The sequence below is a fragment of the Arthrobacter sp. E44 genome, assembly GCF_041877125.1.
Classification (GTDB): Bacteria; Actinomycetota; Actinomycetes; order Actinomycetales; family Micrococcaceae; genus Arthrobacter.
The window spans coordinates 80311-101806 of sequence record NZ_JBHDJA010000006.1; the positions used below are offsets into that span (position 1 = coordinate 80311).

At 65.2% G+C, this 21496-nt stretch carries 18 protein-coding genes; 8 read left to right on the plus strand and 10 right to left on the minus strand.

Going from position 1 to position 21496, the window contains the following annotated elements; all coding sequences use genetic code 11:
• Positions 1-51 precede the first annotated feature (51 nt).
• Together ACETK3_RS07440 and ACETK3_RS07445 are read left to right on the plus strand one after the other, a co-directional pair.
• Positions 52-564, plus strand: a complete 513-nt coding sequence (locus ACETK3_RS07440) for a glutathione peroxidase (RefSeq protein ID WP_237429765.1) — start codon at positions 52-54, stop codon at positions 562-564.
• A gap of 159 nt (positions 565-723) precedes the next feature.
• Entirely contained in the window at positions 724-1653 is a 930-nt protein-coding gene (locus ACETK3_RS07445) for a phosphodiesterase (protein WP_236800956.1), read from the plus strand.
• 64 nt (positions 1654-1717) lie between these two features.
• Here ACETK3_RS07445 and ACETK3_RS07450 read toward each other — a convergent pair whose 3' ends face one another.
• Positions 1718-3343 carry a stealth family protein gene (locus tag ACETK3_RS07450; RefSeq protein WP_373462145.1) on the minus strand — a complete coding sequence of 542 codons (1626 nt, stop codon included), beginning with the start codon at positions 3341-3343 and terminating at the stop codon, positions 1718-1720.
• A gap of 94 nt (positions 3344-3437) precedes the next feature.
• A complete protein-coding gene (locus ACETK3_RS07455) occupies positions 3438-4367 on the minus strand; it encodes a hypothetical protein (RefSeq protein ID WP_237429766.1) in 930 nt (309 codons plus the stop codon).
• A gap of 143 nt (positions 4368-4510) precedes the next feature.
• Here ACETK3_RS07455 and ACETK3_RS07460 point away from each other — a divergent pair, with 143 nt between their 5' ends.
• Together ACETK3_RS07460 and ACETK3_RS07465 are read left to right on the plus strand one after the other, a co-directional pair.
• The gene (locus ACETK3_RS07460) at positions 4511-4810 is read left to right on the plus strand and encodes a type II toxin-antitoxin system VapB family antitoxin (protein ID WP_181422479.1); all 300 of its coding nucleotides are present in this window, start codon (positions 4511-4513) and stop codon (positions 4808-4810) included.
• Positions 4803-5465, plus strand: coding sequence for a LytR C-terminal domain-containing protein (locus ACETK3_RS07465; RefSeq protein ID WP_236800958.1), 663 nt, complete (start codon positions 4803-4805; stop codon positions 5463-5465). The genes ACETK3_RS07460 and ACETK3_RS07465 overlap by 8 nt, the downstream gene beginning before the upstream one ends.
• 46 nt (positions 5466-5511) lie before the next feature.
• On the opposite strand, the gene ACETK3_RS07470 is transcribed toward ACETK3_RS07465, so the two are convergent.
• Together ACETK3_RS07470 and ACETK3_RS07475 are read right to left on the minus strand one after the other, a co-directional pair.
• Positions 5512-6162, minus strand: coding sequence for a TetR/AcrR family transcriptional regulator (locus tag ACETK3_RS07470; protein WP_237429767.1), 651 nt, complete (start codon positions 6160-6162; stop codon positions 5512-5514).
• Positions 6163-6197: 35 nt separating this feature from the next.
• The gene (locus ACETK3_RS07475; protein ID WP_236800960.1) at positions 6198-6896 is read right to left on the minus strand and encodes a DsbA family oxidoreductase; all 699 of its coding nucleotides are present in this window, start codon (positions 6894-6896) and stop codon (positions 6198-6200) included.
• Positions 6897-7120: 224 nt separating this feature from the next.
• On the opposite strand from ACETK3_RS07475, the gene ACETK3_RS07480 reads away from it, so the two are divergent.
• Together ACETK3_RS07480 and ACETK3_RS07485 are read left to right on the plus strand one after the other, a co-directional pair.
• The gene (locus tag ACETK3_RS07480) at positions 7121-8182 is read left to right on the plus strand and encodes a glycosyltransferase family 4 protein (RefSeq protein WP_237429768.1); all 1062 of its coding nucleotides are present in this window, start codon (positions 7121-7123) and stop codon (positions 8180-8182) included.
• Between the two features lie 58 nt (positions 8183-8240).
• On the plus strand, positions 8241-10421 hold the full coding sequence (locus ACETK3_RS07485; RefSeq protein WP_237429769.1) for a glycogen debranching N-terminal domain-containing protein: 2181 nt from the start codon (positions 8241-8243) through the stop codon (positions 10419-10421).
• Positions 10422-10428: 7 nt separating this feature from the next.
• Here the strand turns inward: ACETK3_RS07485 and ACETK3_RS07490 are convergent, their stop codons facing one another.
• Complete coding sequence (locus ACETK3_RS07490; RefSeq protein ID WP_237429770.1) at positions 10429-10962, minus strand: GNAT family N-acetyltransferase; 534 nt, start codon at positions 10960-10962, stop codon at positions 10429-10431.
• Positions 10963-10976: 14 nt separating this feature from the next.
• Positions 10977-11936, minus strand: a complete 960-nt coding sequence (locus ACETK3_RS07495) for a D-2-hydroxyacid dehydrogenase family protein (RefSeq protein ID WP_237429771.1) — start codon at positions 11934-11936, stop codon at positions 10977-10979.
• Positions 11937-12079: 143 nt separating this feature from the next.
• Between ACETK3_RS07495 and ACETK3_RS07500 the strand changes: the two genes are divergently transcribed.
• Positions 12080-13273 carry a CynX/NimT family MFS transporter gene (locus tag ACETK3_RS07500; protein WP_236800966.1) on the plus strand — a complete coding sequence of 398 codons (1194 nt, stop codon included), beginning with the start codon at positions 12080-12082 and terminating at the stop codon, positions 13271-13273.
• A 200-nt stretch (positions 13274-13473) separates the two neighbouring features.
• Here the strand turns inward: ACETK3_RS07500 and aceB are convergent, their stop codons facing one another.
• Positions 13474-15126, minus strand: coding sequence for a malate synthase A (gene aceB / locus ACETK3_RS07505; RefSeq protein ID WP_237429772.1), 1653 nt, complete (start codon positions 15124-15126; stop codon positions 13474-13476).
• 250 nt (positions 15127-15376) lie between these two features.
• Positions 15377-16693 carry an isocitrate lyase gene (aceA, locus tag ACETK3_RS07510; RefSeq protein WP_237429773.1) on the minus strand — a complete coding sequence of 439 codons (1317 nt, stop codon included), beginning with the start codon at positions 16691-16693 and terminating at the stop codon, positions 15377-15379.
• Positions 16694-16842: 149 nt separating this feature from the next.
• Here aceA and ACETK3_RS07515 point away from each other — a divergent pair, with 149 nt between their 5' ends.
• Positions 16843-18354, plus strand: a complete 1512-nt coding sequence (locus tag ACETK3_RS07515; protein WP_236800970.1) for a helix-turn-helix transcriptional regulator — start codon at positions 16843-16845, stop codon at positions 18352-18354.
• Positions 18355-18495: 141 nt separating this feature from the next.
• On the opposite strand, the gene ACETK3_RS07520 is transcribed toward ACETK3_RS07515, so the two are convergent.
• Both ACETK3_RS07520 and ACETK3_RS07525 read right to left on the minus strand, forming a co-directional pair.
• A complete protein-coding gene (locus tag ACETK3_RS07520) occupies positions 18496-20058 on the minus strand; it encodes an alpha/beta hydrolase domain-containing protein (protein WP_237429774.1) in 1563 nt (520 codons plus the stop codon).
• Between the two features lie 476 nt (positions 20059-20534).
• A complete protein-coding gene (locus tag ACETK3_RS07525; protein WP_237430464.1) occupies positions 20535-21488 on the minus strand; it encodes a TAXI family TRAP transporter solute-binding subunit in 954 nt (317 codons plus the stop codon).
• Between the last annotated feature and the right edge of the window lie 8 nt (positions 21489-21496).

The window sequence follows — 21496 nt, forward strand, 5'->3', positions numbered from 1 at the left end:
GAAATTACCTTCCTGACCCGTACATTGGGGCCACGGCACCGAACTCCCCATATGAACAATCCTTCACTGATGCGCAGCCCGCGCCCCCTGTATCCGATTCCGTTGATCCTCAACGACGGCACCAGGACGAGTTTCGGGCAGTTCAAGGGAAAAGTAGTTCTGGTGGTCAATGTCGCCTCCAACTGTGGCTTCACCCGCCAATACGCCGGCCTCGAAGCTCTCTACGGCAAGTTCCGGGACCGGGGTTTCGAGGTCCTGGGCGTCCCGTGCAACCAGTTCGCGGGGCAGGAGCCCGGTACAGACGACGAAATCGCTGACTTTTGCGAACGGAATTTCGGCGTTACGTTCCCCCTGACGGCCAAGACTGATGTCCGCGGCAGGAAGCAGCACTTGCTCTACGGCGAGCTCACCAAGTTCCGGACCGGCCTGCTGCCGGGGCTGGTGAAGTGGAATTTCGAGAAGTTCCTGGTCAGCCGCGAGGGGGATGTAGTGGCCCGGTTCGCCCCCACGATCGAGCCGGACTCCGCAGAGATCATCGAGGCCATCGAGCATGCGCTCGGATAAAAGGTGGCCCGGCGATTTGCCCACGCAAAAGCGCAGTTCTTGTAACTTTTTCCACATCAACGACGGCAATTTACCCCATGTTTGCCAAATGTCTGATTGGATAAATATTACTGAAGGGTACAAGGGAAGAACGGCTTCCCACCGACCATAGAGGTAGCAATGGAGCACATCGAGGCCGAACATCCCCGGCCGCGCCACTTCCTACTCCACCTGAGCGATCCCCACCTGTTGGGAGGTCCAGAACCCCTCTACGGAACCGTCGACAGCGAAGCCAGGCTCATCCAGCTCTTCGACGAAGTCAAAGCGTCCGGCGCCAGGCCCGAAGCCGTGATCTTTACGGGCGACCTCGCCGACAAGGGCGATCCCCAGGCCTACGTGAAGCTGCGCGCCATCGTCGAGCCCGCCTGCAGGGAGCTTGGCGCCCAGGTTATTTGGGCTATGGGCAACCACGATGATCGGGCCAATTTCCGCCAAGGCCTGCTGGACCAACCCGGCACGGATGAGCCGGTGGACCACAGCTACTTCATTAATGGGCTGCGCGTCATCACGCTGGACACCACCGTCCCGGGCTTCCACCACGGCGAATTGAGTGCCGCCCAACTGGAGTGGCTGGCCCGGCAGTTGGAAACCCCCGCACCGGACGGCACCATCCTGGCCCTCCACCACCCCCCGGTCCCATCCGTGCTGGATCTTTCGGTGCTGGTGGAACTGCGGGACCAGGCGTCGTTGGCCGCAGTGGTGCGCAACTCTGATGTCCGCACCATCCTGGCCGGGCACCTTCACTACTCCACCACGGCGGGCTTTGCCGGCGTTCCCGTCTCGGTCGCGTCCGCCTCCTGCTATACGCAGGACCTCAACGTTCCGGCGGGAGCCACCCGCGGGCGGGATGGCGGCCAGGCCTTCAACCTGGTCCATGTCTACGAGCACACCATCGTGCATTCTGTGGTCCCGCTGGGCAGCTCGCCCACTGTCGGCGAGTACGTGTCACCGGAAGAGACCGCCCGGCGGCTGGAAGCGGCCGGCATCCGGATCCCGGAAACCACCAAGCAGCGCGGCAGCGCCAGGCTTGGAAGCCCTATTCGGCGCTAGGGCCGCCGATGCCTGGGTGCCGGCCCCACGTGTGCGGGCCGGCACCTGCGCCCTGACCGCCCGGCTACTTTTCCCAGGGTGCCTTGATGGGGAAATAACGCTCCAGGAAGTTCGTCACCACTTCGGCGCGCTCATCGGCACTGACTTCAGGGAAACTGCCATCGTTCAGGCAGAAGAAGTCCATGTTCCGCTTGGCGAGCAGCTTGGGCAGGTACTTCAGTCCCGCGCGCATGGTGGTGTCCACGTAGCGCACCTTGGCCGCTGTCTGGGTGACGGCCCGGCCGGTGAGCAGGGCGTAGTAGTGGTAGAACGAGTTGGTCACGGAGATGTTGTCCGCCGCACGGAACCGGCTGGCCGCCGTCTTGCGGAACTCCTCCGGGAACTCCTGCTCCATCTGCTCCACCAGGCTGCGCCGCAGGGGCGCGGCCGTGTGCTCGAGGTGCCGGGTGGTGATACGGCCAAACCGGTTCCACAGGAGCTTGCGGTTCACCCGGGCGGCATTTTCGAAGCCGCTGCGCTCGGCGTCGTTCTCGCCCAGTCCAATCCGGGTTTCCGCCTCGATGAACTTGGTGATCCCGCCGGGAGTGAAAAACATGTCGGGGCTCACTGGGCGGCCAAAGAACATGTCGTCATTGGAGTACAGGAAGTGCTCGGACAGCCCCTCGATGTGGTGCAGCTGGCATTCCACAGCCTGTGAGTTGTGGGTGGGCAGCACGGAGGGGTCGGCGAAGAATTCTTCACTGCGGACAATGGTGACGGACGGATGGTCCGCCAGCCAGGCAGGTGCGGGGGAGTCGGTGGCAATGAAAATACGGCGGATCCAGGGCGCAAACATGTACACGGACCGCAGGGCGTACTTGAGTTCGTCGATCTGCCGGAACCGTGCCTCGTGTTCATCACCTTCGCCCAGCACGTGCCCCTTCTGCTGGGCGCGGCGGGCGGCGATGTATTCCGGGGAACTGCCATCCACCCACGAGAAAACAATGTCGATGTCGAAGCTGATGTCGCTTGCATGGTCGGCGAACATGTTCTCGATGGTGGGCCAGGTGTGGCCGTAACGCTCAACAGTCCCGCGAACTGCATCCTGGCGCAGCAGCGTCCGGCGGGTCAGGGAGTTCTCAATGGGGAGGATCAGCTGTTCCCCCTCGAAGGACCACAGCTCGATCTGGACGCCGGCGGAGGCGCCGAACTCAAAACCGCCCACCGGCTCCACCCGCGGCCGGTACAAGCGAAAAATTCGTGCCTGCCGGCTGGGGGACAGTTCACCGTCTGCCACCAGGACGGAGGTCTTCTTCTTGGCATCCACCGTCATGGAGTAGAAGGGCTCATCGCGGCAGGCCTCCACCAGGGCGGCGCGGAGCTTCTTCCGGTCCTTCCAGTCCACGGCCAGCACAGGGCGGTCGTTGTTGCCGCGGACCAGGAGGTAGGAGAGGTCGGCGTTCGCCAGGACATTGCGCAGGAACAGCAGGTCTTCCACCATGGCCTGATAAGGGGTCCTGGTGTCATTGGTCAGGGCGTAGCGGCCCTTGTGCCGGATGACGTCAGTCCGGTGGCTGAGCCGCTGCTCCGCCGCCCGTGATGTGATCTCGGCGTGAAATTGTTCCTCCACGGACGCCTGGCCGCCGTAGTAGACCTCGTCCTGGACCGGTGCTTCTGTAATGGTTATCTCCGCGCTTCTGGAAGTGGGCATTCTTACCTGCATGATAGTCCTGCCGGAGTAACTGCATGTTCCGGGGCGCCGTCGGGGCCCCGCAGTGACCGTCGGACGGCAGCCCGGCAGGGGCTCAGTCGTCCAGCGCCTCGCGCCATGCGCGCAGGAAGGCGCCGCCGGCGTCGTCATGGATAACCGTGGCTTCCAGCCCCAGGTCCTCCGCCGTGAGTACCGGGTAGGGCTTGTTGGGTACACCGTCGGCAGGACGCACGTCGACGTGCTTCACGGCGTGGTCATTGTGGTGCAGCCAGTCGGCCATGGCGTAGTCAGTGCGCGAATCACCCACGGTCCGCCACGCCTGCGGCGTGATGCCCTCGGCGGCAAGCAGCTCCACCGCCCGGCTGGCGCCCAGGTCCTTCCCCAGGCGCACGGACTCGATGTCCGTGGAGATGATGGTGGGATCGACGCGGTAGTCCACCTCGTCGTCGGAATTGGGGACGTGGTGGTCCAGGCGGACAACGCCCAGCCCGTGGCGCGCCATAAGCCCCATGGCCTCGGCGTCGAACAGCTTCTGCTCGGCCAGGTAGTCGGCGCTGGGTACATCGATGTGCTGCTCCACAGACACCATGGCGCGCTTGGTCTCATCAAAGAACATGTGAGCCGCATAGTCCTCTGCCACCAGCCGGCGGATGTCATCGCCGTACGCTGCCGGCACGGCCAGCTCCCGGTCCACGTGGATGGGACCCGGCCCGGTGGAGGTGTAGCTGAACCAGACCGCCCCCTTTTCGCAGATGGCGTGGATGACGGTGCCTGCCGGGATGCCTGCCGCGATCATCGGCTCCATCACCTGCTCGCGGATGAAGGCGTCGGAGCGGCCGGTGTTGAAGATGACGGGGATCCCTGCCGCGGCGAGGGCCACCAGGTCACGGATGATGTCCGGCTTGACGTTCCGGGTCACCGGGCTGGCCACCGGTCCGTCCACATCCAGCAGGAGCGCCAGCGGCGGTGGGGACGGCAGTCGGATTCCGGGCGCGGGTACGGCGGGGGACTCGGTTGCTGTCATGGCTCCATTGTCTCAGCAAGGCCGGCGGTGCCTGCGCAGGCACCAAGCGCGCGGACGTGGCGTTTTGTCACTGTTTGGCTACAACCTGGCACCTGCCAGCCCTGCTACTTTCGCTGGCGCACTGCGGTGCCTACTGTGGCATGGTGATATTCAAAGCTGTGGGCGAGGGCCGCCCTTACCCCGACCATGGTTACAACACTCCGAAACAGTGGGCATCCCTGCCGCCGCGGCCCGTCAGGCTGGACGAATTGGTGACCACCAAGCGCACCCTGGACCTGGAAGCGCTGCTGGCAGAGGACTCCACCTTCTTTGGTGACCTTTTCCCTCACGTCGTGCAGTACCAGGGCACGTTGTACCTGGAGGACGGGCTGCACCGCGCCGTCCGGACCGCACTGCACCAGCGCACTGCAATCCACGCCAGGGTCCTGGTGCTCGATGGCTAGGAAGCGGCCGCAGGACCCCGGCGTCCTGCATGGCCACCATGTTGTTTCCGGCCCGGAGCTGCGCGCCGCCCTGGAGGCGGCCAAGGACGCCGATGAGACCGCCCGGGTGCGCCGCCGCGTTTTGCACGGCGTGGTGCTGGTTCTGCTGATCGGCCTGATCGCGGCCGGCATCATCCTTGCCATGGCCATCATCAATGGCCGGCTGAAAATTCCTGCCGCCGAACCGGCCCCGACGCCGGTATCGTCCTGCCCCGCCTCGACCTTCGATTACACGCCCAACGACAAAGTCAGCCTCAATGTCCTGAACTCCACCAGCCGGGCCGGGCTCGCCCGCTCCGTGGCGGACGAGTTCCTGGCCCGGAAGTTCGTGGTGGGGAACGTAGCGAACGTCAACGCCGGCTACCGGGGCGTGGCTGCGGTGGTGTCAGGTGCGGCCGGACAAGCCGCGGCTTTCACGGTGCAGCGCAATCTCCAGGGGTCGGACTATTTCCAGGACGGCAGGACCGACGCCAGCGTTGACGTGATCCTGGCGCAGGACTACAAGGCGCTCGTCTCGCCGGAGCTGGTGGACCAGACGCCGGGCCAGCTCAGCTGCCCCAGGGAAAGCCGGCGCATAGCCGACCCGGACAAGCTGCCCGTCACCCCTGCGGCCTGATCATTTTGCCCCTGATTTCTTGGGCCCCGCACCTGGTGGCTGCTTGCTAACTGGCCACCGCCGGAAGCTGCGCCACCCGAATGGGCCGCCCCTCGTCGTCGAACCTTGCACCTGCGCCCAACTGGATGAACCGCACGGTCCGGGCCACCCGGGCCTCCAGTTCGGCGGGCTCGTCGCTGCCCCTCGCCGCGCTGGAGGACAGGGTGCCCAGGATCAGCTGTGACTGCTGGCCCACATCGGCCACCGGCAGGTAGCCCTGCTCCATGCCGTCCCGCAGGATGCCCTGGAGCAGGACGCTGAGCTCACCCACGTGGTCGGAAAGCTTGGCAAAGGACGACGGCGACAGTACGGCACCCATGGCAGGTCCCGGCGGGAGGTGGCGGCGACTGAGGTCAACCACCTGGGCGCGGACGTACAGGGCCAGCCGTTCCACCGGGTTCTCCAGGCGCTCCAGCGCGTCGCGCAGGTCGGAGAGGAACTTCTCGGTCTCATCGAGGGCGTAGGAGATCAGGAGCTCTTCGATGTCCGCGAAGTAGTTGTAGACGGCGGTCCTGCCAATGCCTGCATGGCGCGCAACATCAGTCATGGTCAGCCCTGGAAGGCCGTGGGTGAACAGTAGCTCGCCGAAAGCGGTGAGGATGCGGCGCTGGGTCTCCGCGCGTTGTTCGGCATTGCTGGCCGCTGAAATCCTGGGCATGCGGACACTTTACCGCTATGTGTCAGTAAAGTGCGCTAGACGGCGCAGCCGTCCGGACCGCAGGCTTCAGCTTCCGTGGAATTGACCAGGACCAGAGGATTCGCTTCCTGCCATGCCTGGTTCAGGGCGGCGGTGAACGTCTCCGTGGGCTGGGCTCCGGACAACCCGAACTTGCGGTCGATTACGAAGAACGGGACCCCGCTGATGCCCAGGCCACGGGCCTCCTGGAAATCGAACCGGACCTCGTCCGAGTACTTGTCCGTGGTGAACAGCTCATCCACCTCGGGAGCCGGCAAGCCCAGGTCCCTGCCGAGGGCGGTCAGATACTCCCGGCTGCCGATGTCCTTGCCGTGCTCGAAGTGATCGCTGAGCAGGCGTTCCTTCGCCGCATCCTGCTTGCCGTGTGCCGCGGCCAGGTGGATCAGGCGGTGGGCGGTGAAGCTGTTGGCCACCACCACCTTGTCGAACCGGTAGTACAGGCCTTCGCCCTTTGCCTGCTGGGCCACGTGCTCGAACATTTGGGAGACCTGCTGGGCCGGCATGCCCTTGCGGCTGCTCAGGTACTCCAGTTCGGTGCCGTCGTAGTGTTCCGGCAGCGTGGGATCCAGCTGGTAGCTCCGCCACACCACGTCAACGGCGTCGCGGTGGGGAAATGCAGCCAGGGCAGCTTCGAACCGTCGCTTGCCGATAAAGCACCACGGGCACGCGACGTCCGACCAGATCTCAATCTTCATGTTTCTCACAACCCGCGTACCGCGGGCGCCATTCCGGGGCGGCGGTATGACATTCAGCACACTGGGTCTTGTCTTGGAGCCGCTGCTGGGTAGATAGTCGGAGCAGAGGCGTCGAGCAGCGGGCCCTTTCGAAGTGGAAAGCACCGCGGAATACGAAATTGTCCCGGTGGAAGTTTCGCCCGGCCAGCTGGGGAGCCCGGCCTGTATCACCTGGGAGGCCAGGAATGCGGATTGGACTGGTTTCGGGACCTTGGATTCCCGTTCCCCCCGTAATGTACGGGGGCACTGAAAGAGTAGTTGACACCCTTGCCCGCGGCTTCATGGCCGCAGGTCATGAGGTGTTACTGGCGGCGCCGACGGAGAGCGCGTGTCCCGTGCCGCTCGTTCCCGGAATGCGTCCGGCATACTACGGCGGACTGGGTACCACCATGTCGGAGTTGAGCCATGTAATCAGGGCCTATGAGGGGCTGCAGGACGTGGACGTCATCCACGACCACACCTTCATTGGGCCCCTCTACCTGCACCGGCCGGCAGGGGTGCCGGTGGCGACCACTATCCACGGGCCCATCCACGAGCAGGCGGCAGACATCTATCGCGCCGTTGCCCGGAAGGGCGCTGTCATTGCCATTTCAAGGGACCAGGCATCACACGCACCCACGGTTCCCGTGACCCGCGTGATCCATCATGGCATGGACCTTTCGGCCGTACCGGTTGGGTCCGGAAGCGGCGGCTACCTGTGCTTCCTGGGCCGCTCGTGCCCGGACAAGGGCCTTGTTGAGGCCATCACCATCGCCCGGCAGGCCGGGATGCACCTGAAGATCGCGGTCAAAATGCGGGAGCCGGACGAAATCCGCTACTTCCGGGAAGTTATTGAACCAATGCTGGGTCCCAACGAGGACTTCGTGGGCGAGGTGGACGACGCCGCCAAATACCGGCTGATGGGGGAGGCAGCAGCCTTCCTGAACCCCATCCAGTGGGCCGAACCTTTCGGGCTGGTGATGATCGAAGCCCTGGCCACCGGTACGCCCGTGGTGGGGACGTACATCGGCTCCGCCCCGGAAATCGTGAAGCACGGGCGCACCGGGTTCCTCGGAACGACAGAGGAACTGGCAGGCTTCATTCCCGCTGCTGCCGCCCTGGACCGGGCTGGTTGCCGCAAATCCGTTGAGGACAAATTCAGTGCCCAACGGATGGTGGCCCAACACCTGGAACTCTTCGGTGACCTGATTGAGGGACGCATGCCACCAGGGGTTCCACACGGTACCCGCTTGCACCAGAATCGATAGGGGCAGAACTGCTTTTCCGATCCCCGGGGCAGCTTCCCCTTCAGAAGGGAGTCTTTCCATGACCGCTTGGAACGAAGACATAGAGGCGACCGGGTCCGATTCAGGCGCGGTTACGGTCCTGGAAGGATCTTCGTTCTGTATCTCCGCAGCCAGCGGCGACATCAGCCCCGACGCCGGCACGAACGGAGCGTTCTACCAGGACACCCGCATCGTGTCCCGCTGGATACTGCGCGTCAACGGCTCGCTGCGCGAACCGCTTTCAGCCCAACGGCCCCACCCCTTCCAGGCCACCTTCGTAGGGCGGGCGAAGTGGCCCGGCGGAAAATTCGACAGTCCACTGGTTGTCCGGCAGGTGCGGCACATCGGCCCGGGTCTGCAGGACGACATCACGCTGGAAAATTATGCCGCCGAGCCCGTGGAATGCGACATCGAGCTCCTTGTCGATGCTGACCAGGCCGACCTGTTCGACGTAAAAGGTGGACGAACCACGGGGGCGGATGACACCACCCGGACCGTTTCGGGGGGCAGGCTTGTCATCGAGGCGGCGCGCCATGGCCAGCAGCGCGGCTCTGCGATCGGGGCCCGGGACGCGGAGGTTACCACCGAGGGCCTGCGCTTCCGGGTGACCGTCCCCGCCCGGGGAAAATGGGCCACCAGTGTGATTGTGGTGCCGCTGGTGAACGGTGAAGCGCCGGAAGAGCCATTCAAGGAAGGACAACTGCCGCACCACCGCGAGGGTGTGCGCCGGCACCTGGCCTGGGAGGAAGCCCTCCCCAGGATCAGCATCGAGGACGCCAGCCTCCAAAACCTGCTCAACCGGAGCCAGAGTGATCTTGGTGCCCTGCGCATCTTCGACGCCCACCATCCGGAGCGGGCAGCGGTTGCTGCCGGTGCGCCGTGGTTCATGGCCCTGTTTGGGCGGGACTCGCTGCTGACCTCCTACATGAGCCTCATGGTCAACCCAAACCTCGCCCTGGGCACGCTGCAGACCCTTGCCGGGATCCAGGGAAAGAAGGTGGACCCGGACTCGGAGGAGGAACCCGGGCGGATCCCGCACGAGGTCCGGCTCGGCGTGACAGCAGGTCTTTCGCTCGGCGGCACGGCCTATTACGGGACGGCAGATGCAACGCCACTCTTCGTGGCTGTCCTCGGCGAGCTGAGCCGTTGGGGACTCTCCCGGGACAAGATCCAGCCACTGCTGGCACATGCCGACCGTGCGCTGGACTGGATCGAAAAATACGGCGACCGGGACGGCGATGGGTTCGTCGAATACCTCCGCGCCAACGACCACGGCCTGGTCAACCAGGGCTGGAAGGACTCCTGGGACGGCATCAACTTCGCCGATGGCACCATCGCTGAAGCGCCGATCGCCCTGTGTGAGGTCCAGGCATACGTGTACTCGGCCTACCTGGGCAGGTCACTGCTGGCCCATTGGAGCGGTGACCCGGCCCTGGAACTGCACTGGGCCGATAAGGCCGCGGCATTCAAGGAGGAGTTCAACAAGAAGTTCTGGCTGCCGGATAAGGGCTACTTCGCCGTGGCGCTGGACAAGGACAAGCGGCCGGTCGACGCCCTGACGTCCAACATCGGACACTGCCTCTGGACCGGCATCGTGGACCAGGACAAAGCCGAGTCCGTGATGGAGCACCTGATGTCCCCGCAGATGTTCACCGGCTGGGGGATCCGCACCCTGGCCTCGGACATGGGCGCCTACAACCCCGTCAGCTACCACAACGGCTCGGTCTGGCCGCATGATACGGCGCTGGTGGCCACCGGCCTGATGCGGTACGGGTTCGTGGACGAGGCCAAGCGGGTAGCCCTGGGGATCTTCGACGCCGCTGCGCACTTCGACGGTCGGCTGCCGGAACTGTTCTGCGGCTTCGACCGCGGGGAATTCCCCAGCCCGGTGCCCTATCCCACAGCATGCTCCCCGCAGGCCTGGGCGGCCGCTGCGCCCGTCCAGCTCGCCCGGATCCTGCTCCGGTTCGACCCCGTCTTCACCCGCGACGTGGTGCACCTGGCACCCATCCTGCCCGAAGTCGTGGGATCGTTCCGGGCCGAAAACGTCATGCTGGACTCCAGCCGGGTGACCATCAGCGCCGCCGGAACCAAGGGCAGTATCGATGGGCTTCCGCCGGGACTCAGACTCCTGACCGAGCCCCGCCCGCCGCTGGCCTACCCGCCTAACGGTTTTGCCGGCAGTTCCGTGCGCCAGGGGCAGAACCAGCCGGGCAGTTGAACCAAGGTCAGGGCAGGGAGCGCTCCAGCACAAAGTCATGTTCAACAGTGCTGCCCAGCCGGAACGACTTGGTGCCCACCTTGCGGAAACCGGATTTTTCGTAGAACCGGATGGCTCGGGCGTTCTGGCTGTTCACGCCCAACCAGGCTCCGGAACCGCCGCATGCTGCAGCGGCCTGGAGGCTGGCGTGCATGAGTTCGGCGGCCGCGCCCAGGCCGTGGTAGTCCGGGTGGACGTAGCACTTGCTGATTTCCACGGACGGCAGCAGGGTCAGGACAGAGGCCACATCGGGATCCGTTGCGGGCCGGTCCACCAGCAGGCTGTAGCCATTGAGCTGGCCGTCGGCATCGACGACCAGGACGGTGGTGTCCAGGTCCGCAAGGTACCCCTTGAAGTGTTCCTCGCTCAGCGTGTTGGCCAGGTGGGCGGCAATGTCGGCAGGTGACGACGACGGCGGGCAGGCCAGCGGAAAGGTGACGGCCGCCAGCGCAGCCAACGCGCCGGCGTCGTCCGCTGTTGCCCTGCGGATGGTGTGGGTCATGCTGTTCTTCCGGGTCAGGCGGTGATGGTTCGGATGGGGGAGCCGGCCAGCCAGGCGGTGATGTCCTCAAGGGCGCCGCCGTAAAACTGCCGGTAGCTTTCCTGGGTGACGTAGCCCAGGTGGGGGGAGAGCACGGTGTTGGGCGCAGCCAGGAGCGGGTGCCCGACCTGCAGTGGTTCCTGGTCGAAGACGTCCAAGGCGGCGCCCCGGATCCACCCCTCATTCAGCGCTTTGATCAGCGACTCCTGATCCACGAGCGGCCCGCGGGCGGTGTTCACCAGGATGCCGTCAGGCCCCAGCAGCCGCAGCTCTGCCTCGCCCACCGTGTTCTCCGAGCGTGGGGAGAGCCGCAGGTGGAGGGTGGCCACGTCGGCAACCGTGAAGAGCTCCTCCTTGGACACCAGCCGGGCACCGGCCTCCTTGGCCGCGTCCGCAGTGAGATTCTGGCTCCACGCCACCACATCCATGCCGAAGGCCTGCCCGTAGGTGGCCACCCGCCGTCCGATCTTGCCCAGCCCCACGATCCCCAGCGTCTTTCCGGCCAGCTCCACACCAACAGTCGACTGCCACGTTCCGGCCCGGAGGGAGTTCTCCTCCGCTGGAAGGTGCCGGGCGATGGCCAGCAGCAGGGCCCAGGTCAGTTCCGGCGCTGCCGTGGGCGAACCGGGCGTGCCGCACACCGTTACTCCGTGCTCGGCCGCGGCTGCCACGTCGATGGCGGCGTTCGCCATTCCGGTGGTGACCAGCAGCTCAAGCCCTGGAAGCTTCTCAAACACCTCGCGCGGGAACGCCGTCCGCTCACGCATCGCAATCACCATGGTGGTGTCCGCCAGCGCCGAAACCAGGGCGTCCCGGGAAGCGAAAGGCTCGCGGTAGGAGGTCACGGTGACCCCCTCCGCCTCCAAGGCCGCGAAGTCGGCGAAGCCGTGGGCTACGTCCTGGTAGTCGTCGAGGATGGCCAAGCGGTGCGTCATGGGTGTCCTTCCCAGTTTGCTGCGTCCTTGGGTCACGTTCATCGTATGGCAGCGCCGGCCGGGAGGGCGCCTAAAACTCCAGCAACGCCGGGCATGATAGCAATGGGAGTGATGAATCCTCGCCCATTCCCGATTTTGTCCCTGTGAGCGGCCGCGTCCTGTCCCGCATTCCGAAAAGCTGGGTCCTGCTGGCCTGCATCGGCCTGCTTGCGCTGAACCTCCGCGGCCCTTTCGTCGCCGTCGCACCCCTGGTGGACCTCATGCAGGCGGAACTGCATTTTTCGCCGGTCATGCTGGGGCTGCTGACCAGCATCCCCGTCCTCTGCTTCTCGCTCGCGGCTCCCTTGGCGTCCCTTGCGGCCCGGAAATTCGGTGCCGAGTTCGCCGTTACGCTGACCATCCTGGGAGTCCTGGCCGGCGTGCTGGTGCGCTCCGCCGGGGGCCCGGTGCTGGTGGTGGCCGGCACGGTGGTCCTTGGCGTGGCCATCACGGTGGGCAACATCGCGGTGCCGCTGATCATCCGCCGCGATTTCGCTCCGCGGCGGCAGGGGACGGCCATGGGAATCTACACCGCCGCGCTGAACATCGGGTCCTTCCTGACCTCGGTCATCATGGCTCCGCTTGCGGCCGCGACGGGGTGGAGAGTTGCCTTGGCCAGTGTTGCCGTCCTGGCCGTCGCCGCCGTGGTGGTGTGGGTCCTGGCGGTGGGACCGCGGACGGCATTCCTGGCTGAGGCTGAGGATGGCGGGGACGCGCCACTCGCGAGGGTGGGGGGTTCCGGCTGGATCACGTTCGGGCTTACGGCCGGGTTCGGTGGCCAGGCGTTCTCCTACTACGGAGTCACGGCGTGGCTGCCCAGCTACCTGCACGACGAGCTGGGCATGAGCGCCGCAGAGGCCGGAGCCGCCTCCTCGATCTTCCAGATCCTCGCCATAGTGGGCGGGCTCGGCGTGCCATTTGCAGCCAAATATATGAGCACGACGGCGGTGGCGGTCACCCTGGGTGCCTTGTGGCTTCCCGTTCCGGTGGGGCTGCTTCTCGCGCCGCAGTTGTGGTGGCTGTGGTCAACGTCCGGCGGCATCGCCCAGGGCGGCGGCATCACGCTGATCTTCATCGCCATCATCAAGCTGGCCCGCGATCAAGCCTCCGCCGGGCGGATGTCCGCCACCGTCCAGGGCCTGGGCTACTGCCTCGGAGCGGTGGCCCCGCCGCTGGTGGGCTTCGTGCACGACAGCGCGAAGTCGTGGACCCCCGCGTTGCTGGTCATCCTGGTTTCGGTGCTGACCTTCTTCGTCAGCACCACCCTCTCTGTGCGGAAGGTGCCTAAGGGCCGCTAAGGCGAGGTGTCGCCGTCGGGCTTCTTCTTTAAACACTTCACGCGAGATGCCATTTGAGCGCAATGTTTCCTTGGAACATTGCCGTTAAACGCCATCTCGCGGAGGTGACTGTGGTGCTCCGTTGCCGGACCGGCGCCCCGGATTTCGGGGGGCCTGTTGCGAAGGGCGTGCCGGCCCGGCAAACGGAAGTTTCTTGAGTGTCAGGCCGCAGCCAGCTCCTCAACCGTTGCCTTCTCGCGGGCCTCGGTCAGGTAGCGGGCATAGGCGGGAAGCGTGAGGAAGGACGGGAACTCGGTGGCCAGGGTGACCTCCTCGAAGATGTCGCGGGCGTCCTCGAACCGGTCGCCGTCGAAGCGTTCCAGCCGGGCGAATTCCTCGTCCAGGAGTTCCTCCACCCACTCGTGGCTGACGATCTCGCCGTGGTCCGTGATGGCCCGGGCATAGATCCACTGCCACAGCTGGGACCGGGAGATCTCGGCGGTGGCGGCGTCTTCCATGAGGTTGTGGATGGCCACCGCGCCGTTGCCGCGCAGCCAGGACTCGATGTAGCGGATCCCCACTTCGATGTTGTTCCGGATGCCCTGTTCGGTGATGGTGCCGTGCAGGGAAGCAATATCGATGAGGGCACGGTCGTCAGGGGTGACGTCCTCGCGGAGCTTGCCGAGCTGGTTGGGGCGGTCGCCGAGGACGCCGTCGAACACCTCCCGGCAGATGGGCACCAGGTCCGGGTGGGCCACCCAGGAGCCGTCGAAGCCATCATTGGCCTCGCGGGTCTTGTCAGCGCGGACCTTTTCGAGGGCGTTGGCGTTGGCTTCGGGGTCCTTGCGGTTGGGCACGGCTGCAGCCATACCGCCGATGGCCATGGCGCCGCGCTTGTGGCAGGCCCGGACCAGCTGTTCGGTGTAGGCGCGCATGAAGGGGGCCGTCATGGTCACCTGGCTGCGGTCCGGCATCACGAAGCGGGGGCCGCGGGTGCGGAAGTTCTTGATGATGGAGAAGATGTAGTCCCAGCGGCCGGCGTTCAGGCCCGCGGCGTGGTCGCGCAGCTCGTAGAGGATCTCCTCCATTTCGAACGCGGCGGTGATGGTTTCGATCAGCACCGTTGCCCGGATGGTGCCCTGCGGGATGCCGAGCAAGTCCTGGGCCAGGATGAAGATGTCGTTCCACAGCCGGGCTTCGAGGTGGTTCTCGATCTTGGGCAGGTAGAAGTACGGGCCCTTGCCCTGGGCCAGGAGGCGGCGTGCGTTGTGGAAGAAGAACAGGCCGAAGTCCACGATGCCGCCGGTGACCGGCTGGCCGTCGATCAGCATGTGCTTCTCCGGCAGGTGCCAGCCGCGGGGCCGGACCACGATGGTGGGCAGGTCGCCCGCCGGGCGGAGCTTGTATTCCTTGCCCTCTTCGCTGGTGAAGTCGATCCGGCGCTCCAGCGCATCGGTGAGGTTCAGCTGGCCCTTGATGACGTTGCGCCATGTCGGGGTGGAGGAGTCCTCCATGTCCGCGAGCCACACCTTGGCGCCGGAGTTCAGGGCGTTGATGGTCATCTTCTTGTCCACAGGGCCCGTGATTTCCACCCGGCGGTCCTCGAGGCCAGGTGCCGGGGGAGCGACCCGCCAGGACGGGTCATTCCGGATGTGCTCGGTCTCCCGGAGGAACCGCGGATCGGCGCCGGCAGCGATGTCAGCCCGCCGCGTGCGCCGTGCCTGCAGCAGCTCCTGCCGGCGGCTGGCAGTGGCCCGGTGCAGCTTCGCGATGAACGTCAGAGCGTCCGGGGTAAGTACTTCGTCCTGCCGGCAAATCGGCTGCGCGGTCAGGGTAATGCCATTGATCGTGAAGCTATCGGTGAAGCTGTTCATCTCAGTCTCCTTAAAGACAAAAGGGAAGTTCGACGGCGGGACTTACCTGGGTGGGCCGGGATCGGAAATCCTCCGCGTGCTATCCCTGTCCCCGGCGTAAGACCTCGCAAAGCTCGGTCGACGCCGGGGACAGGGCCCCTTTACGCACGCTTCCGGATTCCCCATCCCGGCCAGGCGACGTCACGCTCAGGCGCGTGCCGCCGTCGTGCCTCTTCGGTGAGCGAGGCGAATGGCTCACCTTGGGCGAAAATTAGTGGAACTGGCCCTCTTCGGTCGATCCGACCAATGCGAGGGTGGAGGCGTTCGGGTTGAGCGCCGTGGAGATGCTGTCGAAGTAGCCGGTGCCGACTTCGCGCTGGTGCTTGGTTGCGGTGTAGCCGCGGGACTCGGAGGCGAATTCCTTTTCCTGGAGTTCGACGTAGGCGCTCATGCCTTCCCGGGCGTAGCCGTGGGCGAGGTCGAACATCGAGTAGTTCAGGGCGTGGAAGCCGGCCAGGGTGATGAACTGGAACGTGAAGCCCATGGCGCCGAGCTCGCGCTGGAACTTGGCGATGGTGTCGTCGTCCAGGTGCTTGCGCCAGTTGAAGGACGGCGAGCAGTTGTAGGAAAGCATCTGGTCCGGGAACTCGGCCTTGACCGATTCGGCGAACTTGCGGGCCAGTTCCAGGTCCGGGGTGCCCGTTTCCATCCAGATGAGGTCGGAGTACGGGGCGTAGGCCTTGGCACGGGCGATGCAGGGTTCGATGCCATTGCGGACCTTGTAGAAGCCCTCCGCGGTGCGCTCGCCGGTGATGAATTCCTGGTCCCGCTCGTCGACGTCGGAGGTGATGAGGGTGGCTGCCTCGGCGTCGGTGCGGGCGATGACGACGGTGGGGGTGCCGGCGACGTCAGCTGCCAGGCGGGCGGCGTTCAGGGTGCGCACGTGTTGCTGGATGGGGATGAGCACCTTGCCGCCCAAGTGGCCGCACTTCTTTTCGGATGCCAGCTGGTCTTCCCAGTGAACACCTGAGGCGCCGGCCTGGATCATGGACTTCATGAGCTCGTACGCGTTCAGCGGGCCGCCGAAGCCGGCCTCGGCGTCTGCAACGATCGGGACCAGCCAGTCCTCAACGGTCTGGATGCCCTCGGAGAACTCGATCTGGTCGGCACGGAGCAGAGCGTTGTTGATGCGACGGACCACGGTGGGGACCGAGTTGGCCGGGTAGAGGGACTGGTCCGGGTAGGTGTGGCCCGAGTTGTTGGCGTCCGCTGCAACCTGCCAGCCGGAGAGGTAGATGGCGCGGAGGCCGGCCTTGACCTGCTGCACGGCCTGGTTGCCGGTGAGGGCGCCCAGGGCGTTGGTGTAGCCGCCGGTCTTCTGCTCTTCGGTGAGCTGCTTCCACAGCTTCTCCGAACCCCGCCGGGCCAGGGTGTGCTCTTCGGAGACGCGGCCGCGGAGGCGGACGACGTCGGAAGCTGAGTAGTCCCGGGTCACACCTTCCCAGCGGGGGTTGGCGGCCCACTCGAGCTCCAGGGCGGCGGCCTGCTCTTCGGGCGTCTGCTGGGTGGGCTCAAATGCTGCAGTCATCGTTGATCTCCTTGATTGAGCTCCGGATGGAGTAGGTGGTAGCCGCGTCGTTGAGGCTCCCACCGGCTTATCCGGCGCGGTGTTTCTTTCCGTGACAACTACTTTTCAGCACTTTCAACCCCCTTTCTAGATGAAAGTGGTGGAAAGAAATGCACTTCTTCACGTATTCTTCAGAAATGTCGCCTTCAAGTTGGAACAGGGACGTTTCCCAGCCTCCGTCCACCGCCGCAGCGGAACTGGACGTTATCGCCCTGGGCCGCCGGGTCCGCCATCTGCGCAAACAAGCCGGGCTCACGCTCGATGACCTGAGCGCCGCCGTCGGCACCGCGCCCAGCCAGCTAAGCCTGATTGAAAACGGCAAGCGTGAGCCCAAGCTGACGCTGCTCCAGCACCTTGCTGCAGCGCTGAACGTCACCATCGACCAGCTGCTCGGCGCTGAGCCACCCAGCCGCCGGGCCGCCCTTGAGATCGAGCTGGAACGGTACCAGCGGGGGCCGCTGTACGAGTCCCTGGACCTGCCCAAGATCCGCATCAGCTCGCGGCTGCCGCTGGATGTCCTGGAGGCCCAAGTGGGGCTGCTGCATGAGCTGGAACGCAAGATGAATGAGCAGGTGGCCACCCCCGAGGAGGCACGCCGCGCCAATGGTGAGCTGCGGGCGATGATGCGGGAACGGGGCAACTACTTTCCTGAGTACGAGGCCGAGGCACAAAAGGTCCTCAAGGAGGTGGGCTACACCACCGGTCCGCTGAGCCAGCACGTCATTGCGGATATCGCCGCGCACCTCGGTTTCACCCTGCACCACGTGGGGGATCTGCCGCATTCCACCCGTTCAGTGACGGATTTGAAGAACCGCAAAATTTACCTGACGCAGAGCCAGCGGCAGGACCATGACCCCCGCTCGGTGTTGCTGCAGGCGCTGGGGCACTACGTCCTGGGCCACGAGACGCCCAAGAACTACGGCGACTTCCTTGCGCAGCGGGTGGCCACCAACTATTTCGCCGCCGCACTATTGCTGCCCGAGCAGGCCACCGTCGAATTTCTGCAGAAAGCCAAGGCGGCCAAGGAAATCGCGGTGGAAGACATCCGGGATGCCTTCGCCGTTTCCTACGAGACCGCGGCGCACCGCTTCACCAACCTGGCCACGAAGCACCTGGGCATCACCACGCACTTCCAGAAGACACACCAAAGCGGCATCATCTACAAGGCCTACGAGAATGACGGTGTGAACTTCCCCCAGGACCACACCGGCGCCATCGAGGGGCAGCCGTCGTGCAAGGCCTGGACGTCACGGGCAGTCTTCGATGTGCCGGACAAGTTCAGTGCCTACAGCCAGTACACCGATACGCCGTCCGGGACCTACTGGTGCACCGCGCGCACTGAGCGTTCCCCCAGCGGTGAATTCTCGCTCAGCATCGGGGTGCCGTACCAGCACGTGAAGTGGTTCCGTGGCCGCGAAACCAGCGCCCGCGCCACCTCCAACTGCCCCGACCCCACCTGCTGCAAGCGGCCGCCGGCCGAACTGACCAACCAGTGGGCAGGCAACGCCTGGCCGTCGGCACGTGCCCACTCGCATCTGCTGGCTGCGATGCCTCCCGGAGCCTTTCCCGGCGTGGACGAGACCGAGGTGTACAGCTTCCTGCAGGCCCACTCGGGGAGTTGAGGTCCGCGGACAGCGGGCTCCAACTTCTTGGGAACTCGTCAGTCCTCCCCAAAAAAACTGAAACGCTGGGCCGTCGAGGAACTCCAGAACGGCCCAGCGTTTCAGTCGATTGTTTGCGAGGTGGTGGTTACTGCAAGGTTCTTAGGGGACGTCGCTCTGAGCCGCCTGCTTCAGCAGATCCGTGGCGTCGTAGTCCGTGAGGAATGCTTGCCGCTTCAGTGCCTGCACGCTGTCCTTCACGGCCGAAACGTAGGCACCGTGGTTCGGGTACAGGCCGTCGACTACTCCCTGGGGCAGCGGTTTTTCATAGCCGGCAATGAAGCAGAAAGATGCCCCTGTCGCTGTGCCGTACCAGGTGCTCGTCGGGACGTCGAGGAAGGGCGAACGGAGCCCGCCTTGCACATTGCCAAACTCGTCCAGCACCGGTGCACCGTCGCGGACCAGGATGGGTTCAGCTCGCGGAGGGGCGATGCCGTCCCGTACCCACAGATCCATGTTCCGGAGGGCGGCGTTGAAGAAGATGGCGCTGGGGAACCTGCTGCGTGGTCCTTCGTTGCAGGCCATCGGAGGAACAGCCCGACCCGCCGCGAGAATATCGGCGGAAGACGCCGAGAAGGTCAATTCGTCCGGTGTTGCATGGCCGGCCCCGGCCATCTCGTAGTGCCGGTACTGGTCACCCGGTACATCACTGTCGGCACGGCGTGATCCGATGCCACGGAGGTAGTCCGATTGGGACATGATCCGCATGATGGGGACGCCAACGTCCTTGAATTGGCGGCGCGCGTCCTCGGCTGGAGGCGCCGGCTCACACTGGTTCATAGGGTAGGCACCGGCGAAGGCGCCGCCGGCGACTGCGACGATATAGGCGTCGTACACAGGCTTGCCATCAGACTGGACCACGAGTGGGTGGATTCCATTGATGTAGTTGACCAGGAATCCTCCGGTCTGGGAGTAGCCGAAGCCGTACGCTTTCTCTACCCGGCTGGCCGGGGACCCGTAGCTCAGGGGATTTGTTGCGCTGTCGCTCTTGAGCCAGGCCCCGACTTGTGAGTAGATGTCCCAGATGAGGCCGTTCTCGGTGGTCCTGGCCGAATCCGCTGCGACGGCGGTGCAGTTGGCCGGGTCGTCCAGCGGAAGCGGGTTCGCGAAGGACAAAGCGGCGTACCGTTGCGGATCAAAGTTCTTCAGTGCCTGGACAGCGATCGGTTTGGCGGTAATACCCACCCAAGCGTCACCGTTCTTCACGATCTGCTCGTGCGCCATGGCCCAGCCAATGTTCAGGTCAAAAAGGTTGCTGGGGTTGAGCATCTCAACAATGACGTTGCCACTGAACTTTTGGCCTGAAGCCGGCTTACGCACCAGCACCCGGGTGGTGTACGGCGCCGCTGGAGTCCGAACCTGGGCCGGGCCTGCCGCGGGCCAGGTGTAGACGTTAGAGGTGCCGCTGGCCAGGTATTCCTCCTCCACATAGCCGAGCTTCCCGAGGTCCTGCGGAACCTCCTGGTGATCAGCAGCGCCGAAAGGGTGTGATCCGGGCGTGGTAGCCAGGGGACCTTCTATGGCTGGAATGGGTGTTGTGCCCTCCGCCGCGGCCTGTGACGGCTTGAGTGGAGCTGCTCCTGTCGCTGGAATGGCTGACATACTGACGCCGGCCAGAACCAGAGACAGGGTCAGCAGCGCGGACGCTGGATATCGGCTTCTCATAGGTTCGCTCCTTATCGGCATCGGGCAGCTCTGCCCGACGCGGTTCACGGCGCAACGGCTGCAGTGCCGTGCGCTCCTGCCGCAACGTCAATTGCGGGTGTAACCCGCCGTCGTCAGGGAATGCGTCTGATCGTAGGTGGGGCATTTTTGCACAAGCAAGGCTGCTTAGTTATTTTGCAACGACGTGCAGTTCCACTCGCTTTGGTCCCCAACCGGACATGGTTTTTTGCTGTGGGCCGGGTGTGAACCTGTACCGGGCAGAGGAAGCGACGCGCCTTCTGGAATCATCAATAATCACACCAGTCACAGGTCTTTCTCCGCGCGACACCGCCCCGTTTTCTCCCGCAGCCTTTCTTCGGCGACCGTTGTCTGGGATCGCAGGTCGTTCCGTTTCATGCACATCCGTGCATCCTGCCTGCTGGTAAGAACCGCCCTGGTCCGGGACCACGTGGACCATGAGGTATAGCCGCGCGTTGTCAGCCGTGCAGCGTCCGGTACGCGTCCGCGGCGGCGGGGTGCAGGGGGACGCCGGCGGTGTTGATGAGGCTCTCCGCGCTAAGGAACTGAACGCCCAGGGTTGACTGCGGAATCAGCTCCCCGGCGTTGTGCACCAGCAGCTGCACCGTCCGCTCCACGGTGGCGTTGTCCAGGTCCCGGCGGCACAGGAGCAAGTTGGGTGCTCCCACCGTCCACACTGCCGGAACACCGGGATAGCTGCCTTCCGGGATCAGGACGCGGTCGTACATGCCGCCATATCGTCGGCGCAGTTCCGGCAGCAGACCCGACAAGTCCAGCAGTCCAAGTGCCACCTCCTGCTGGGCCGTCGCGATGGCAGCCGTGGGAACCCCGCCGGACCAGAACAGGGCATCAACCGTTCCAGCTTTAAGGGCGGCGATCCCGTCATTGAGGCCAAGGTTCTCGACGGCGGTAGTCCCGGCAGCGGGCGCAGCGGCATCCGCCGAGGTGCCCAGGCCTGCTGCCTGGAGCAGCCGGGGAGTGGTCAGGGACGTGCCCGATCCCGGCTGGCCAACCGCAACCCGGCGTCCTGCCAACCCGGAGATGTCCCGGATGCCGCTGTCCTTCCGCACCACGCAGTGGACGTAGTTTTCGTACACCTTCCCAATGGCGGCGATCTCCGCTCCAGCGCCCGGCTGGACGGCGGCGTCGGCCAGGGCTACGGCAAAGGCGGCCCGCCCGGCCTGCAGTTCGGCGATATTGTCCAGGCTTCCGCCCGTGGCCACCGCCCGCGCGTGCGCGGCAACGCCGTGGCGCTCCAGCGCGGCGGCCAGCAACGTTGAGAACTCCAGGTAGAACCCGCCCGGTTCGCCGCCGGCCACCACCAGGGTCTCGGGCCGGTCCCCGCCGGTACAGGCAACGAGGGAGGGCGGCAGCAACGCTCCGAGTCCGACGGCGAGGGCTGACTTCAGCACGGACCGTC